The organism is Nonomuraea typhae (genome assembly GCF_009760925.1).
Classification (GTDB): Bacteria; Actinomycetota; Actinomycetes; order Streptosporangiales; family Streptosporangiaceae; genus Nonomuraea; species Nonomuraea typhae.
In genome coordinates, this window is the sequence record NZ_VRLV01000002.1 from 1,122,081 (window position 1) to 1,138,653 (window position 16,573).

At 73.0% G+C, this 16,573-nt stretch carries 14 protein-coding genes; 7 read left to right on the top strand and 7 right to left on the bottom strand.

The features are described from left to right. Window positions 1-57 precede the first annotated feature (57 nt). Window positions 58-1,020 (top strand): GlxA family transcriptional regulator, encoded by a 963-nt coding sequence (locus FVE25_RS11675; protein ID WP_157246420.1) that lies wholly within the window; start codon window positions 58-60, stop codon window positions 1,018-1,020. Here FVE25_RS11675 and FVE25_RS11680 read toward each other — a convergent pair. Then, entirely contained in the window at window positions 995-1,450 is a 456-nt protein-coding gene (locus FVE25_RS11680; protein ID WP_157246421.1) for a hypothetical protein, read from the bottom strand. The two genes, FVE25_RS11675 and FVE25_RS11680, sit on opposite strands and share 26 nt — an antisense overlap. 57 nt (window positions 1,451-1,507) lie before the next feature. Between FVE25_RS11680 and FVE25_RS11685 the strand changes: the two genes are divergently transcribed. The 3 genes from FVE25_RS11685 to FVE25_RS11695 are packed head-to-tail and all read left to right on the top strand — an operon-like array spanning window position 1,508 to window position 4,026. Beyond that, complete coding sequence (locus FVE25_RS11685; protein WP_157246422.1) at window positions 1,508-2,239, top strand: sugar phosphate isomerase/epimerase family protein; 732 nt, start codon at window positions 1,508-1,510, stop codon at window positions 2,237-2,239. After that, on the top strand, window positions 2,236-3,306 hold the full coding sequence (locus FVE25_RS11690; protein ID WP_157246423.1) for a Gfo/Idh/MocA family protein: 1,071 nt from the start codon (window positions 2,236-2,238) through the stop codon (window positions 3,304-3,306). Before FVE25_RS11685 ends, FVE25_RS11690 begins: the two co-directional genes overlap by 4 nt. A 51-nt stretch (window positions 3,307-3,357) precedes the next feature. Further along, on the top strand, window positions 3,358-4,026 hold the full coding sequence (locus FVE25_RS11695) for an AIM24 family protein (RefSeq protein ID WP_157246424.1): 669 nt from the start codon (window positions 3,358-3,360) through the stop codon (window positions 4,024-4,026). Here the strand turns inward: FVE25_RS11695 and FVE25_RS11700 are convergent. Beyond that, entirely contained in the window at window positions 4,023-4,853 is an 831-nt protein-coding gene (locus tag FVE25_RS11700) for an SDR family NAD(P)-dependent oxidoreductase (RefSeq protein WP_157246425.1), read from the bottom strand. The two genes, FVE25_RS11695 and FVE25_RS11700, sit on opposite strands and share 4 nt — an antisense overlap. 76 nt (window positions 4,854-4,929) lie before the next feature. Between FVE25_RS11700 and FVE25_RS11705 the strand changes: the two genes are divergently transcribed. Beyond that, window positions 4,930-5,502, top strand: a complete 573-nt coding sequence (locus FVE25_RS11705; protein WP_219825428.1) for a TetR family transcriptional regulator — start codon at window positions 4,930-4,932, stop codon at window positions 5,500-5,502. Here FVE25_RS11705 and FVE25_RS11710 read toward each other — a convergent pair. Both FVE25_RS11710 and FVE25_RS11715 read right to left on the bottom strand, forming a co-directional pair. Continuing rightward, a complete protein-coding gene (locus tag FVE25_RS11710; protein WP_157246426.1) occupies window positions 5,483-6,187 on the bottom strand; it encodes a DUF4097 family beta strand repeat-containing protein in 705 nt (234 codons plus the stop codon). The genes FVE25_RS11705 and FVE25_RS11710 overlap by 20 nt on opposite strands. Before the next feature lie 60 nt (window positions 6,188-6,247). Next, window positions 6,248-9,274: an AfsR/SARP family transcriptional regulator gene (locus FVE25_RS11715; protein WP_157246427.1), complete on the bottom strand. Its 3,027-nt coding sequence runs from the start codon at window positions 9,272-9,274 to the stop codon at window positions 6,248-6,250. Window positions 9,275-9,339: 65 nt separating this feature from the next. On the opposite strand from FVE25_RS11715, the gene FVE25_RS11720 reads away from it, so the two are divergent. After that, entirely contained in the window at window positions 9,340-10,995 is a 1,656-nt protein-coding gene (locus FVE25_RS11720; RefSeq protein ID WP_157246428.1) for an MFS transporter, read from the top strand. Window positions 10,996-11,102: 107 nt separating this feature from the next. On the opposite strand, the gene FVE25_RS11725 is transcribed toward FVE25_RS11720, so the two are convergent. Beyond that, window positions 11,103-13,049 (bottom strand): glycoside hydrolase family 71 protein, encoded by a 1,947-nt coding sequence (locus FVE25_RS11725; RefSeq protein WP_219825429.1) that lies wholly within the window; start codon window positions 13,047-13,049, stop codon window positions 11,103-11,105. Between the two features lie 217 nt (window positions 13,050-13,266). Here FVE25_RS11725 and FVE25_RS11730 point away from each other — a divergent pair, with 217 nt between their 5' ends. Continuing rightward, window positions 13,267-14,541: an esterase-like activity of phytase family protein gene (locus tag FVE25_RS11730; protein WP_157246429.1), complete on the top strand. Its 1,275-nt coding sequence runs from the start codon at window positions 13,267-13,269 to the stop codon at window positions 14,539-14,541. Here the strand turns inward: FVE25_RS11730 and FVE25_RS11735 are convergent. Both FVE25_RS11735 and FVE25_RS11740 read right to left on the bottom strand, forming a co-directional pair. Further along, a complete protein-coding gene (locus tag FVE25_RS11735) occupies window positions 14,538-15,185 on the bottom strand; it encodes a response regulator transcription factor (protein ID WP_157246430.1) in 648 nt (215 codons plus the stop codon). The genes FVE25_RS11730 and FVE25_RS11735 overlap by 4 nt on opposite strands. Before the next feature lie 5 nt (window positions 15,186-15,190). Beyond that, window positions 15,191-16,396 (bottom strand): sensor histidine kinase, encoded by a 1,206-nt coding sequence (locus FVE25_RS11740; protein WP_181019536.1) that lies wholly within the window; start codon window positions 16,394-16,396, stop codon window positions 15,191-15,193. Window positions 16,397-16,573 lie beyond the last annotated feature (177 nt).

A 16,573-nucleotide genomic window follows, 5' to 3' on the forward strand; every position in this document is an offset into this window, starting at 1 on the left:
TTATCCGGCTTAGGCGGCGAAAGTGGCCGAGCGGCCAATATGTGAAAGAATCCGGCCATGGTCCATCGCATCGCCGTCGTCGTGCTCAACCACTTCGCCACGCTCGACCTCGGCGTGCCCGGCCAGGTGTTCCGGGTGGCCGAGACGCCGGACGGGGAGAAGCTGTACGAGATCGTCACCTGCTCCCCCGGCGGGCGGCCCGTGCGGTGTGACGCCGGGTACACCGTGACCCCCGACCACAGCCTCAACGTCCTCGGCAGCGCCGACACCGTGCTGGTCACCGGCGTGCACAAAGGCCGGGTCATGGTGGACGGCACGCTGCCCAAGGACGTGCGGGACGCCCTCCAGGGGCACCGGCGGATCATGTCGATCTGCACCGGCGCGTTCGTCCTGGCGGCCGCCGGGCTGCTCGACAACCGCCCGGCCACCACCCACTGGCGCGAGGCCGCGAAGTTCGCCCAATTGTTCCCCCGGGTGAAGCTGGACCCCGACGTGCTCTACATCGACGACGGCGACGTGCTCACCTCGGCGGGCGTGGCCGCCGGGCTCGACCTGTGCCTGCACGTGATCCGGCGCGACTTCGGCAGCGAGGTGGCCAACAGGGCGGCCCGCCGCTGCGTGATGCCGCCCTCCCGCGACGGCGGGCAGGCCCAGTACATCGACCGGCCCCTGCCCGACCCGGCGGGCACCAGCACCGCCGCCACCCGCACCTGGATGCTCGACCGGCTGACCGAGCCGCTGGACCTGGCCACTCTGGCCGCCCACGCCGGCATGAGCGTGCGCACGTTCACCCGGCGCTTCCGCGAGGAGACCGGGCTGAGCCCGGCCAAGTGGCTGACCGGCCAGCGCGTCGGCCACGCCAGGCAGCTGCTGGAGGCCACGGACCTGCCGGTGGACGAGGTGGCCAGGCGCGCCGGGTTCGGCACCGCGGTCTCGCTGCGCCAGCACCTGCACGCGGCGGTCGGGGTGGCGCCCCTGACCTACCGCAACACCTTCACTCGGACGGCCGCTCGCGCGTGACGTCCGCGCGCCGCGACCCGGCGTGCTGCTTGAGGAAGTCGACGACCTCCTCCGGCAGCGGCGTGCGCAGTCCGAGGCGGAAGGCGCCGCTGTCCGGATCGCGCACGATCAGCGACTGCCCGGTGTAGACGAGCGTGGCCTTGGTCAGGTCGATCCGGCTGGTGCGGTAGGCGACCTTCCTGACCAGCGTCGTCCCCTCCAGCCAGGCCCGGGTGCCGCGGCGCAGGAAGATCCAGAAGCCGATCAGCCCCAGAATCGGCAGCCCCGCGAACAGGCTCAGCGTCACCACAGTCTGGAAGGTCGTCATGCCCGCGCCCAGCGCGGACAGGCTCGCCATGGCCACCAGGAGGAGCACGGCCACGGTGGCGCAGCCGCACCCGCCGCGCAGGCCGGCTCCCAGGGCGACGTCGAGCTTGATAGGGGAGGTCACAAGGCAACGGTAGCGCCGTGGTCGAATGGTGGTGCGGCCCCCCTGTCGAGGAGACTCATGATCAATCCCCTCAACGTCCAGCTCTACACCGTCCGAGACCACCTGTCCGCCGACCGCGACGGCACGCTGCGCCGGATCGCCGGCATCGGCTACCGCGCCGTCGAGCCCTACGACCCCATGAACGACCCCAAGGGCATGCGCCGGATCTGCGACGAGCTCGGCCTGGCCATCCCGGGCACGCACGCGTACGCGCTGCTCGGCGAGGAGACCGCCCCGGTCTTCGAGGCCATCGCCACGCTCGGCGCCGAGCTGGCGATCATCCCGGGCGGCATCCCGCACGAGGACTTCGCCACCCCCGGCGGGCTGGCGCGCACGTCGGATCGCCTGCTCGCCCTGGCCGAGCAGGGCAGCGCGTACGGCGTGCGGATCGGCTACCACAACCACTGGTGGGAGATCGAGCCGGTCATCGACGGCCGGCACGCCCTGGAACACCTGGATCCGGGTATCTTCCTCGAGGTCGACACCTACTGGGCCCACGTGGGCGGCGCCGACGTGCCCGCGCTGCTGCGCAGGCTCGGCGACCGGGTGCTCGCCCTGCACGTCAAGGACGGCCCCGGCGTCAAGGACCGGCCGCACACGGCTGTCGGCGCCGGCGCCCTGCCGGTGCCCGAGATCCTGTCGGCCAGGCCGGGCGCGCTGCGCATCGTCGAACTCGACTCCTGCGACGGCGACGTCTTCGACGCCCTGGCCGCCAGCCACGCCTACCTGAGCGCGCTGGAGGTGCGATGACCGGCGTGGCCATCGTGGGCGCGGGCAACATCAGCGGCACCTACCTGGACAACCTCACGTCCTTCCCCGAGATCCAGGTGATCGCGGTGGCCGACCTCGACACCGAGCGCGCCGCCGCCGTCGCCGCCGAGCGCGGGGTGCCCGTCTCCGGCGACGTCGCCGCGGTGCTGGCGGTGCCCGAGGTGGAGATCGTGGTCAACCTCACCGTCCCCGCCGCGCACGCCGCCGTCGGCCTGGCCGCGCTACGGGCCGGCAAGCACGTGTACGGCGAGAAGCCGCTCGCGCTCGACCTGGACGAGGGCGAGAAGCTGCTGGCCGAGGCCGCCGGGCTGGGCCTGCGGGTGGGCAGCGCCCCAGACACCTTCCTCGGCGCCGGGCTGCAGTCGGCCGCGCGGGCGCTGCGCTCGGGGATCATCGGGGAACCGGTCGCCGTGACCGCCGCCGTGCAGGGGATGGGGCCGGAGGCATGGCATCCGAGTCCCGAGTTCTTCTACCGGCGGGGCGGCGGGCCCATGTTCGACCTCGGGCCCTACTACCTGACGGCGCTGGCCGCGCTGCTCGGCCCCGCCGTACAGGTGTCGGGGAGCACGCGCAGGGCGCACGAGCAGCGCGTGGCGGGCGCGGGGCCGCGGGCGGGCTCGCTCTTCCCCGTGGAGGTGGCCACGCACGTGCACGCGCTGATCGACCTGGCGAGCGGGCCTTCGGTGGCGGCGACGTTCAGCTTCGACTCGGCCGTGCACCGGCGGCGGATCGAGATCCTCGGCACCGAGGGGGCGCTGTCGCTGCCCGACCCGAACACCTTCGGCGGGCCGCTGCTGGTGTGCGGGCCGCGTGAGCGGGAGTGGCGCGAGCTGCCCGTGACCGGGTCCGAGGTGGGCCGGGGCATGGGCGTGCTGGATCTGGCCAGGTCGCTGCGCCACGGCGTGCCGCACCGGGCCTCCGGTGAGCTGGGCCTGCACGTTCTGGAGATCATGACGGCGATCACGGAGTCGGCCGAGCGGGGTGAGTTCAGGCGCCTGCGCACGAGCGCGCCGGTGCCCGAGCCGCTGCCCGACGGCTGGCTGTAACCGGACGGGGGCCGGGGGAACCGAAGCGGCGATCCGCGCGTTGACCAGGACATGCGTAGCGCTCTCTTCGGCAACCTCGACCCCCAGCAGGCGTCGGGCGGCAACTTCGCTTTGCAGAACGCCAAGATGCTCCGGGTACGGCTGCCGCAGGAAGTCCTGGCCCGCCAGGGCTCCATGGTCGCCTTCCAGGGCCAGATGAACTTCGACTACGAAGGCTCGGGCGGCGTGGGCAAACTGTTCAAGAAGGTCATGACGGGCGAGGGCGTCCCGCTCATGCGGGTGAAGGGCGAGGGCCTGCTCTTCCTCGCCGACAACGCCGACGACATCCACCTGTTCTATCTGGAGAACGAGGGGCTGACGGTCAACGGCCGCAACCTGCTCGCCTTCGAGCCGCAGCTGACCTGGGACATCGGCCGGGTGCAGGGCGCCGGCGTGGCGGCGGGCGGGCTGTTCAACACGACCGTCACCGGCACCGGCTGGGTCGCGGTCACCGCCCACGGCAGCCCGGTCATGCTGAACACCGGGCAGGCGCCGACGTTCGCCGACGGGCAGTCGGCGGTGTGCTGGAGCGCCGGGCTCCAGGTCGGGGTCAACCGCACGTTCAAGGCGGGCGCCCTGATCGGCCGGGGCAGCGGCGAGGCGATGCAGCTGGCCTTCCAGGGGCAGGGCTTCGTGCTGGTGCAGGCCAGTGAGGGCCCGCCGATCCCGAAGGCCGGCTAACCGGCCAGTTTCTCGCACATCTCCCACACCGCCTCGCGCACCCGCTCGTCCAGGACGGTCGCGGGCCACGGCCGCCTGCGGCAGTCCATGCCGAAGTAGGCGCCGGTGACGCCCGCGACCTCCTGGCTCGAGGCCAGGTGGACGCTGGAGCGGCTGGGCTTGGCCAGGTCGCCGAACAGCACCGGGGCCAGCACCTTGACCAGCGGCGCGACCGGCCGGTAGGCGTACGGGAAGGCCGAGAGCGGCAGCCGCCGGTTCATCGGGGTGTGCCCGTGACCCGGGTAGGCGACGTTGACCGCCACGTCCCGCTCGGCCAGGCGTTCGGCCATGCGGCAGCTCATCGCCATCATCATGGTCTTGGTGTGGTTGTACTGGCTGAACGTCCAGCCGATGAAGCGGCGCTCGGCCTGGAGGTTGTCCAGCTCGATCGGGGCGCCCGGGATGCCGCCGGTCACGTTGATCACCCGGCCGCCGTCGCGCATCAGCTCCCGGGTCAGGACGTAGGGCGTCAGCACGTGGGCGGCGACCATCACCTCCACGCCCGCCGTGTTCAGCCTCCGGCGGCTGGTGTTGGCGCCCGCGTTGTTGACGAGCACGTCCAGCCCGCCGTGCCGGGCGCGCACCCGTGTGACCAGGTCGCGGACGTCGGCCGGCTCGCAGACGTCGGCCGTCTCGGCCTCCGCGCCCAGCTCCGTGGCCGCGGCATCGGCGCGGCCGCGGTCACGGCCCACGACGATGACGTGCGCCCCCTTGGCCACGAGTGCCCGGGCCGTCTCCCTGCCGATGCCGCCGGTGCTCCCGGTGATCAGGACGGTCTTTCCCCGCATGACTCCTCCTCGCAATAGAGCGACGCCCTAAAGGTGTCACCGAGTGACACAGATGTCAACGAGGTACACTCATGGCATGACGGGATTGCGGGAGCGGACCAAGCGGGCGGTGCGTGCGGAGCTCGTGGAGGTGGCCCAGCGGCTCTTCGCCGAGCAGGGCTTCGACGAGACGACCGTGGACGACATCGCCCGGGCCGCCGGCATGTCCAAGCGCAGCTTCTTCAGGTACTTCCCGGTCAAGGAAGACGTGGTCCTGGGCGAGATCGACTTCATGGGCGAGCGGATCGCCGCGGAGCTCGCCGCCCGGCCCGCGGGCGAGGAGCCCTGGGCCAGCCTGCACGCGGTGCTCAGAGACTGGGAGCAGCGCATCGACGACGAGCGGCAGGCGCTCGAACGCCTGCGGTTGATCGAGTCGAGCCCGGCATTGCGGGCTCGCTATCAGCAGAAGCGGGAGGAGACCCGCGGGCACATCGCGCAGGCGCTCCAGGCCAGGTCGGGGCTCGACGCCTTCACCGCCGACCTGCTCACCGCCGCGGCCGGGGCCGCGCTCGACAGCGTGGCCCGCGCCTGGACCCGCTCCGACGGGCGAGCCGACAGACTCGCCCTCGTCGACCAGGCGTTCGCGCTGTTCACCCCTGCGCGGGCGTGACGCTGACGTCGCCGGAGCCCGCGCGGACGGTCACCTTCCGGCTGGCGGCAGGGTCGCTCTTCACCGAGATCGCCTCATCGCCCGACGAGGTCTTGGCATCAATGGCGTAGGGCCCCTCGGGCAGTTCGATGGCGGCGTTGCCGGACCCGACGACCAGATTCACCAGCTTGGGCGCGGTGGTGTACTTCAGCGAGGCGTCACCGGAACCGGTTGTCACCGAGACCTGCTCACCGCCCAGCCGCGTGCCCGCCAGGTCCCCCGAGCCCACGTCGGCCTTGATCGCCCCCGTGACCCCCACGAGCGAGATGTCTCCAGAACCGGTCTCCAGCTCGAGCGCCAGGCCCTTGGGCACCTCGATCTTGTAGTTCACGCTGCAGTTGTCCATGGACGAGGGGCAGTCGTAGGTCACGGCCAGGGCGTCGCCCTCGACCTTGTGCTCGGCCTTCGGCTTGTCGGAGTTCCACAGCAGGGTTTCCACGATCTTGATGGCCGCGGCGCTGCCCTCGCGGATCTCGGTGTCGCCCGAGCCGCTCGACAGGCGGAGCTTCGCCACCTTGTCGGTCACGGTGTACTCGTTCACCTCCTTGTTGTGGGCCTTCGCCCCCACCAGGTTGCCCAGCCCGCACCCCGTCAACACCAGCGCGGAGGCCAGCAGGCCGCCCGCCAACACGATCGTCTTCCTCATGCCCGCCATCCTGGCAAGACGGGCACCCCGCACACATCCGGGGGTAGCCCTGACTCGCCCTCAGGGATGCACCCGAGCCGAGATCCGGTCCACGTCCCCGCGTTCTGCGGGTGGCAGCGGCGCACCGGCCGACTCCCGCAGCGCCGCCGCCTCCGCCAGCAGCGCGACCGCCTTCTCGCGCGCCCCGGCCAGCGAGTGCGCCCCGGCCAGCCCCTCCAGGGCCAGCGCCCTGGCTCTGGGGTCGCCGCTCGGGATCGCCGCCGCCAGCCCCTCCTCGTGCAGGGCCATGGCGCGTACGGCGTCGCCGCGCAGCTCGGCCACGAATCCGAGCTCGGCCAGCAGCAGCGCCACGGCGTAGTCGGCGCCCAGCTCGCGGGTCCAGGCCAGCCACCGCGACAGATAGCGCTCGGCCGCGTCCAGCCGCCCCTGCCGGCGGGCCACCATGCCCAGACCGACCTCGGCGAACTGCACGCCGAAGGTGTGCGACTGCTCCTCGGCCACCCGCAGCGCCCGCTCGTGATGGCGGTTGGCCGCCGCGTAGTCGCCGGTCAGCATGGCGATGCGGCCGAGCCCGGACAGCCGGAAGGACACGTCCAGGACCAGGCCCATCTCCTCGGCGATCCTGACGCCCTCGGCGTGCAGGGCCGCGGCCCGCTCGTAGTCGCCGTTGATCTCGGCCAGGAAACCCAGCGACTCGCCGATCTGGACCAGGCCCCAGCGGTCGCCCAGCCGTCCGAACCGCTCGGCGCTGTCGGCGCCGTGACGCTCCAGGGCGGCCAGGTCGCCGCGGAAGGTCGCGTGCTGCGCCTGGAGGGCCCGCGCGGCGGCCAGTCCCCACGCCTCACCCGTCGCGGCGAACCCGGCCAGCGCCGGCTCGCCCAGCTTCTCACTGGCCCCCAGATCGCCGAATCCCAGATGGGTCCAGGCCATGAACCAGGCGGCCATCGCGTGCGCCGCCGGGTCGCCGGCCAGCAGGTCCAGCGCCCGGTCTGCCCGCTCCCGCCGGCCCTCGCCGTCCTCGGTCAGCAGCGCGAACCCGGTGTGCCAGGCCAGCGCCCGGCCGTCGGTCACCAGCTCCAGCACGGCGCCGCTCGCCCGATGCGCCTCGCGGTGGCGGCCGCGCAGATACCAGTACCACGCCAGCGCGTTGACCAGGCGGAGCGCCGGCCCGGCCGCGCCGCGCTGCAGGGCCTCCTCCAGGACGTTCCTGAGGTTGGCCGCCTCCTCGTCGAGCCGCGACAGCCAGCGCCGCTGGTCACCGCCCCGCAGGTACGGCTCGGCCCGCTCGGCCAGGTCCGCGTAGTGCTCGTCGCGGCGGCGCCGTACCGGCCCGGACTCGCCCGCCTCCCGCAGGCGTTCCAGGCAGTAGGCGGCGACGGACTCCAGCAGCCGGTAGCGGGTGCCGCCGGCGGTCACCACCAGCGACCGGTCCACCAGCCGGGACAGCAGGTCGAGCACGTCCGCGGCGGCGACCTCGCCTCCGGCGCAGACGGCCTCGGCCGCCTCCAGCGTGCAGCCGTCGGCGTGGACGGCCAGCCGGCGCAGGACCACGCGCTCCGGCTCACCGAGGAGCTCCCAGCTCCAGTCGATCATCGCGCGGAGCGTGCGCTGGCGGGCGGGGGCGTCGCGCCTGCCGGTGGCCAGCAGGCGGAAGCGGTCGTCCAGCCGGTCGGCCAGCCCCTGGACGCCCAGCGCGCGCACCCGGGTGGCGGCCAGCTCCAGCGCCAGCGGGATGCCGTCCAGGCGGCGGCAGATCGCCGCGACCGCCGCGGCGTTGCCCTCGTCGAGCGTGAACCCGGGCGCGGAGGCCGCGGCGCGGGCCGCGAACAGCCGGACCGCGCCGGCCCGCCGCATCGTGTCCAGGCCGGCGTCCGGCGCGGGGACCGGCAGCGGCGGTACGGCCAGCAGCACCTCGCCGGTGAGGGCCAGCGGCTCCCGGCTGGTGGCCAGCACGCGGACCCCGGGCGCCTCCCGCAACAGGGTGCCGGTCAGTTCCGCGACCGCTTCGACGAGGTGTTCGCAGTTGTCCAGGACGAGCAGGGGCCGCCGGGCGCGCAGAGCACCCACCAGCCGCTCGGCCACGGGGGCGGTGACGTCGTCGCGGATGCCGAGCGCGGCGGCGACCGACTCGGCCACCTCGGCCACGCCGTCGCCGCCCGGCCGGTGGCGGCCGGCCAGTTCGACGACGAACGCGCCCTCGACGCCCTCGGCGGCGGCCAGCGCCAGGCGCGTCTTGCCGACGCCGCCGGGGCCGGTGAGCGTGACCAGCCGGGCGCTGCCGAGCGCGGCGCACACCTGGGCCACCTCGTGGTCCCTGCCGATCAGCTCCGACGGCGAGATCGGGACGGGGACGCGCAGGTGGGGGGCGTGTTCGAGGATGGCCTGGTGCAGTGCGGCCACCTCCGGACCCGGGTCCAGGCCGAGCTCGTCGCGGAGCCGTTCACGCAGGCCGGCGTAGGCGGCCAGCGCCTCGCTCTGCCGTCCGGACAGGTAGAGGGCCTTCATGTGCGCGGCGCGCAGGCGTTCCCTGAGGGGGTGGGCGGCGGCCGGGGCGGCCAGTTCGGCGGCGAGCGCCCGGTGCTCGCCCAGGAGCAGGCGGGCCTCGGCCTGCTCCTCGAGGGCGGCCAGCCGCTGCTCCTCCAGGCGGGCGATGGCCGGGGCGGCGAACGGCTCGTCGGCCACGTCGGCGAAGGCGGGGCCGCGCCACAGGGCCAGCGCCGCCGTCAGCTTGCCTGCCCGCCTGCGGGCGTCGGCGATCGCGCGGGCCTCGGTCAGCAGGGCGGTGAACCGGCCGGCGTCCACCGCGTCAGGCTCCGCCCGCAGGTGGTAGCCGGCCGGGCCGTACACCACGACGTCCCTGCCCCCGAGCGCGCGGCGCAGCTGGGAGACCTTGCCCTGCAGCGAGTTGGCCGGGGAGGCGGGCTGGTCCTCGCCCCACAGGTCGGCGGCGAGCCGGTCGGCGCTGACGGGACGGCCGGGGTCGACGAGCAGGCGGGCCAGCAGCGTCCTGACCATGACCTCGGGGACCCGGATCGGTTCGCCCTCGCCGGACCACACCGCGAGCGGCCCGAGCACCCCGAATCGCATGGGCTCCACCGTACCCTCAGCCCATCCTCAGCCGGCCCTCAGCGCCTGGCCGCACCCTGGGCCGCATGACTGTGAGCACTGAAGCCGCCGCCGGTCCCAAGGCGTGGATCGGCCTGGCCGTCCTGGCCCTGCCTACCTTGTTGTTGTCGCTGGACGTCACCGTGCTGCATCTGGCGGTGCCGCACATCGGCGCCGACCTGAATCCCAGCGCCACCCAGACCTTGTGGATCATCGACATCTACAGCTTCATGATCGCCGGGTTCCTGGTGACGATGGGCACGCTGGGCGACCGCATCGGCCGCCGCAAGCTGCTGCTGGCGGGAGCCGCGGCGTTCGGCGCCGCTTCGGTGCTGGCCGCCTACTCCACCACCGCCGAGATGCTCATCGCCGCCCGCACGCTGCTCGGCGTGGCCGGGGCCACGATCATGCCGTCCACGCTGTCGCTGATCAGCAACATGTTCCGCGACCCGCGGCAGCGCGGGCTGGCGATCGGGGTGTGGGCCACGATGTTCTCCGTGGGCATCGCGCTCGGCCCGGTCGTGGGCGGGCTGCTGCTCGAGCACTTCCGGTGGGGGTCGGTGTTCCTGCTGGGCGTCCCGGTGATGGTGCTGCTGCTGGCGGCGGGGCCGGTCCTGCTGCCGGAGTTCCGCGACCCGGGCGCCGGGCGGCTGGACCTGGTCAGCGTCCTGCTGTCGCTGGCGACCCTGCTCCCGATCACGTTCGCGGTCAAGGAGCTGCCGGTGTACGGCATGCGGCCCCTTCCCCTGCTCGCCCTGGCGGCCGGGCTGGCGGCCGGGGCGGCGTTCGTGCACCGGCAGCGCCGGCTCACCGAGCCCCTGCTGGACCTGCGACTCTTCGGCAACCGGGCCTTCCGCGGGGCGCTCCTGGTCATGATGGTCAGCCTGGCCGTGCTGGGCGGGATCTACCTGTTCGTCACCCAGTACCTGCAGCTCGTGGCGGAGCTGCCGCCCATGACGGCCGGGCTGTGGCTGCTGGTCCCGGCGATCGGCCTGATCGCCACCTCGATGGCGGCGCCCCTGCTGGCCCGGCGGATCCGGCCCGGATACGTGCTGGCCGGCTCCCTGGCCGTCTCCGCGCTGGGCTACCTGTGGCTGACGCAGGCCACGGCCGACGCCCCGGTGCTCATGCTGGCCGCGTTCTTCGTCCTGTACGCGGGCTCGGGGCCGGTCAGCGCGCTGGCCACGGACATGGTCGTGGGCGCGGCGCCGCCGGAGAAGGCGGGTGCGGCCTCGGCGCTGGGTGAGACCAGCGGTGAGCTGGGACTGGCCGTCGGCATCGCGGTCCTGGGCAGCGTGGGCACCGCGGCCTACCGGGCGACCATGGACGCGTCGCTGCCCGGCCTGGCTTGGGGACCCGGTGTGCCCATGGGATCCGGCATGCCCTCGGGATCCGGCATGCCCTCGGGACCCGGCATGCCCTCGGGACCCGGCATGCCCTCAGGACCCGGCATGCCCTCGGGATCCGGCGCGGCCTCGGGATCCGGCGCGGCCGAGATGCCCGCTCTGGCCGAGAGCGCCCGCGAGAGCCTGGCCGCGGCGGTGGCCGCCACGGACGGTCTGGGGGCGCCGCTGGCCGGGCAGGTGCTGGCGGCGGCCAAGGAGGCGTTCACCGGCGGGCTCACCACGGTCGCGGCGATCGGCGCGGTCCTGCTGGCCGCCGCGGCGGTCCTGGCCGCGGTGAGCCAGCGAAGCACGTCGTAGGCCGGATATTTCCCCATCCGCCGACATATCCCCGGGCGCCGGATATTTCACCAAACGCCCCAGAACCACCCCGGCCCGAGACCCCCGGGCCGGGTCCGGTTTCCAGGTCAGGGCCGGCCGCTGGTGGCGGCGACGTACTGCAGGTCCTGGTTGGGCAGGCTCGTCCTGACCTCGAACGGGGAGACGACCTTGGCCGTGGTCTTCCCGGCCCGCACGACCGAGGCGGACTGCCGGCCGTACGCCAGCGGGAAGGTCGTGGCCGTGACCCCGGCCGCCGCCTCGGCCTTCTTGGCCGTGCCGCCGATGCCGGCCTGGATCGTGGCCGCGCCGGTCAGGAAGGCCAGCACCTCGACCGTGTCGCGCGCCGGGCTGCTGCCGCCGCGCAGGGTCATGAACTTGGTCTGCGGCCCCCCGCCCGGCCGCTGGGACGCCTTCTGAAGGCGGTGGGTGAGGTAGACGGTGTCCCGGACGATCGTCGGCGTCTTGCCGGTCTTGAACTTGGTCAGGTAGTAGGAGGTGATGTCCAGGTACGCGCCGCCGTTGTGGGCGGACGGCGTGAACTGGGTGCCCTCGGAGAAGTCGTTCCAGGTGGTGAGCTGGACCCAGTCGGCGCCGCCCGAGATGGCCTTGTCCCAGGTGACGCGGAGGTTCTCGGTGTTGTTGGCCTCGTCGTAGACGCCCTGGTTGGGGCGCTCGTCCTGTACCGAGACCGGCTGCATCCAGATCTTGCCCATGCCGTGGGCGAGGTCGATGTTCGCACCGATGCCCGACTGCTGGGCCGGGCTGCGGTTGCCCCAGTTGGAGAAGCCGTAGCTGATGGGCGCGAACGCCTTGGCGTGGGTCGCGGCGTTCAGGAAGACGGGCACGAACGCCACCTTGACGCCGTGCTTGGCCTGCATGGTGTCCATGAACTCCCGCCACCACGAGACCGTCTGGTTCTCGGCCTTGAACGGCGAGACGACCAGGCGCTTGTCGGCCAGGCGGTAGACGCCGGGCTTCTGCGCCAGCTCGGCCATGGACGCGGCCAGTTGGGCGGGCGTGACGCCCTTGAGGCCGTTCATGTCCGGCATCAGGACGATCTTGAAGCCGGGGTCGACGTTCTTGGCCGCCTCGATGAGCAGCTTGGTCCTGCTCCAATGCTGGCTGGTGAGCGACAGGATGTCCACGGTGAAGCCGTCCAGCCCGGCCGCCCTGGCCAGGCGGATCTCGGCCTCCATGTCGGCCAGCTGCCAGTTGCCGCCCATGGCCGCGCGGGGCAGGGGACGGTCGCGCAGCAGGCCGCCGTACGCCGCGTGCTTGCCGCCCTCGCCGGTCGGGGTGAGGTAGTTGCGGGCGTAGTAGTCGCTGCTACCGGCCTGGTTGTCAAGCGAGATCGGGTACGGCGTGAAGTAGTGCGCGAAGACCTTCTTGCCCGAGGCGCGCAGCGTGCTGATCGCCGGCAGGTTGAACGGCAGCGGCCCGGCGGGCACCGGCGGCTGCCCGGCGGCGGTGTAGGTGATGACCAGGCGCGGCGGGACGGCCCCGGTGGCGGTGGCGCGCGAGGAGTGGAAGACGCCCTGGGCGCCGCCGGTGCTGGTCAGGGCGAAGGCGTAGGCGCCGTCGCCGGCGACCGCCTCCGACAGGTCGATCTTGGCCTGCTCGCCGGCCGTGAAGCCGGTGTGGGTGGCGACGGTGGCGCCGAGCGTGGGCCGGTTGGTGTAGAGGACGTGCTCGTCCCAGGCCGAGGTGGTCGGGCGCACGGCCAGCGCGGTGTCGGTGGTGCGCACGGAGTGGAGCTCCAGCGTGGCCTTGACCTCGGCGCCCTCGGGGATGCCCGCGACCTTGAAGCGGACCAGGCCGAAGCGCTCGTTGCCGGGGCCGTTGAAGGCCGACATCCAGGTGAAGGCGGCGTGGTCGGCGGCCGGGCTCGTCTCGCTGACGTAGGTGTCGTCGGCGGCCTGGACGGTAATCGTTTTCGGCTCGTCCGCGGCGACGGCCCGCGCGGGGGCGGCGGTGAGGCCGGAGGCGGTCACGGCCAGGGTCACCAGGGCTGGTAACCAGGTCTTGCGCAGCATACGTTCTCCGTTTTGTGGGGTTCTGCGCCGTGATCATAGGGCGAAGAGCCCCCCAAGTGGGCAGAAACCTCAACATAGGTTTATCCAGTTGAACATTGAAGGATCTCCACGCTGACGTGCGCGGGTAAGCGGGCATTCATCCGGGCTTCAACAGCCGGACGCCCGGCATCTATAGCTTCCGAGTGCTATCGCCGCATCTTTACTGATAGGAAGCACTGTGTCCCGTTCACTTATCGCCGGGCTGGCCGCCGCAGCAGCGGCCCTCTCCACACTCGCGGCCGTCCCCGCCGGAGCCACGGCCGGGCCCAGGGTCACCTCGGACGTGCTCCTGCCCGCCCCCGCGCTGGCCGACTTCGAGAAGGGCCTCGTCCAGGACGACCGCGGCGTCAAGCTGGGCGGCATCGGCAGCGGCCTCTACCCGGCCGGGCATGGCGAGTACTGGATGGTCACCGACCGCGGCCCCAACGGCGAGCCCAAGGTGAACGGCGAGAAGCGGCGCACGTTCCCGGTCCCCGAGTTCGCCCCCGCCATCGTGCGCGTCGCGGTGCGGAACGGCACGGCCAGGATCACCAAGACGATCACGCTCAAGAAGTCCGACGGCACCCCCATCACCGGCCGGTCCAACCAGGAGGGCCACGACGAGGTCCCCTACGGCTGGGACGGCCAGGAGCAGCTGGCCTACGACCCGGGCGGCCTCGACACCGAGGACCTGGTGGCCGGCCGCAACGGCGACTTCTGGCTGGTGGACGAGTACTCCCCCTCGCTCGTGCACGCCGCCCCCGACGGGCGCATCCTGGCCAGGTACGTGCCGAAGGGCCTCGGGCTGACCGGCGCCGGCTACCCGGTCAAGGAGACGCTGCCCGCCGTACTCGCCACCCGCCAGCAGAACCGCGGCCTCGAGGCGCTCGGCTTCTCGCGTCGTGAGAACGCGCTCTACCTGGCCGTGCAGAGCCCGCTGGCCAACCCGGACAAGAAGACCGGCAAGGCGTCCGACCTCGTCCGCATCCTGCGCGTGGACCTGCGCACCGGCCGCCCGACCGGCGAGTGGGCCCACCTGATGGAGAAGGTCGCGGACTTCGACCCGAAGGCCGAGCAGGGCGACATGAAGATCTCCGCGCTCAACGTGCTCGCCCCCGGCCGGCTCCTGCTGCAGGAGCGCACCGACGCCGTCGCCCGTCTCTACACCGTGGACCTGCGTGGCGCGACCAACCTGCTCGGCGGCCCGCACGACGACCCGGCCACCAAGCCATCGCTGGAGAGCGCGCTGCCCGCCTCGGTCCGGCCCGCGGCCAAGAAGCTCGCCGTCGACCTGGCCGCGATCCCCGGCCTGCCCGGCAAGATCGAGGGCGTGACGCTGCTCGACCCGCGCACCGTCGTGATCGCCAACGACAACGACTTCGGCCTCGGCACGTTCGGCGAGGACGGCCGGCTGATCGACTCCGGCGTCAAGAGCCGCCTCATCACGATCAAGCTGCCCAAGCCGCTGCGCTAACGCTGCTGGAGGTAGGCGAGGACGGCCAGGACCCGGCGATGGTCGTCGCGGGCCGGCGGCAGCGTCAGCTTGGTGAAGATGTTGCTCACGTGCTTCTCCACGGCCCGGTCGCCGACCCGCAGCAGCCGCGCGACGGCCGCGTTCGAGCGGCCCTCCGCCATCAGCGCGAGCACCTCACGCTCGCGCTCGGTCAGTACGGCCAGCGGGTCCCTGCGCCGGCCGGCCCGCATCAGCTGGGCCACGACCTCCGGGTCCAGCGCGGTGCCCCCGGCGGCCACCCGGTCGAGGGCGTCCAGGAAGTCCTCGACCGCGGAGACCCGGTCCTTCAGCAGGTAGCCGACACCGCCGGGGTCGCCGGTCAGCAGCTCGGTGGCGTAGCGGGTCTCGACGTACTGCGAGAACACCAGGATGCCGACCCCCGGATGGGTCTCGCGGACCGCGATGGCCGCCCGCAGGCCCTCGTCGGTGTACGACGGCGGCATGCGGATGTCCACCACGGCCAGGTCGGGCAGGTGCTCGGCCACGGTCGCCCACAGCTCCTCGGCCCGGCCCGCCTCGGCCACGACCGTGTGACCGTGGTACGACAGCAGCCTGGCCAGCCCGGCCCGGATGACGGCCGAGTCCTCGGCGATCACGATGCGCACCCCGGTCACCGCCGGTGCGGCAGCTCGACCACCACCGTGGTGGGCCCGCCCGGAGGGCTGGTGAGCGTCAACCGGCCGTCGACCGGGCGCAGGCGGGCGGCCAGCCCGTCCAGCCCGCCGCCGGATGTCAGCGCGGCGCCGCCGTACCCGTCGTCGTGGACGCGCAGCATCAGCGCGGACGGCGTGCCGCGCACCTCGATCACCGCGCGGGTGGCGTGGCTGTGCTTGAAGACGTTGGCCAGCAGCTCGGCGGCGCAGAAGTAGAGGATGCTCTCGCTCGCCCGGCCGGGCCGCTCCGGCAGGTCCACGCTGACCTCGACCGGGATGCCGCCCCGCGCGGCGGCCAGCGTGGCCAGCGCGGTGTCCAGGCCGTGGTCGAGCGCGGGCGGGTGAATGCCCTTGGCCAGGTCGCGCAACTCCCCCACGGCGGCGCCGGCGTTGTGCCGGGCCAGGTCGAGCAGTTCGCGGGCCCGGTCGAGCTGGGTGGCGTCCTCCAGGAGCCGGCCCGCGGTGATCAGGTCCATGGTGACCGCGACCATGCGGGCCTGGGCGCCGTCGTGCAGGTCGCGCTCGATCCTGCGCAGGGTCGCGGCGGCGTCGTCCACGGCCTGGGTGCGGGTGCGTTCGAGGTGGCGCAGGCGTTCGGCGCCCTTGGCCGGGCTCAGCAGCGCCCCGGCCGGCAGCCGGTCGAGCAGGATCGCCCCGCGCACCGCCCAGGGGGCGCAGGCCAGCAGGAGCGCGCCCGCGCCCGTGGCGAGCAGGGAACGGGGCCAGGTGTCGAGCAGGAGCCCGCCCCAGACCTGTGTGAGGCCCCCGACGTGCCGCCAGAGGGGGTAGGCGAGCTCGACCGCCCCCGCCGCCCAGAAGAGCAGGACGGCGGAGAAGGGCAGCAGCGCGGTGAGGGGCTTGAGCAGGGTGAAGGCCACGGCCCGCCAGCCCGCCGCGTGCTTGAGGCGGCCGCTCAGCCATCTCGCGCCGCCCGGGCCCGCCGGGGCGCCGATCCGGACGCTGAGCAGGGCGGCCTGGCGTCGCCGTTCGATGTCCGCGAACCACCCGGCCAGGCTGACGGCGGCGGCCAGCAACGGCAGCCCGGCGAAGACGACCGCCAGCGTCAGCCCGGGCACGAGCAGAACGCCCACCCCGGTCAGCCCGGCCAGGGCGATCGGCAGCGCGGTGACGGCGTAGCGGAATTCCGCCCAGATGCGTCGCACTCCCCCAGCCTGCCAAGGATCACGGCCGTGTCCATCGGGTAAACCGAACCATCCGTCCGTGCGGAAGGTTGAAAGCCGAGAGAGCGCTTCCATCACCGGCTGTTACCTGCGATGACGCCGAATTCTTTAGGAAAGTTTCTTGCTTGTTGGCGATCTGTGAGTCAAGCTTGATCTTGA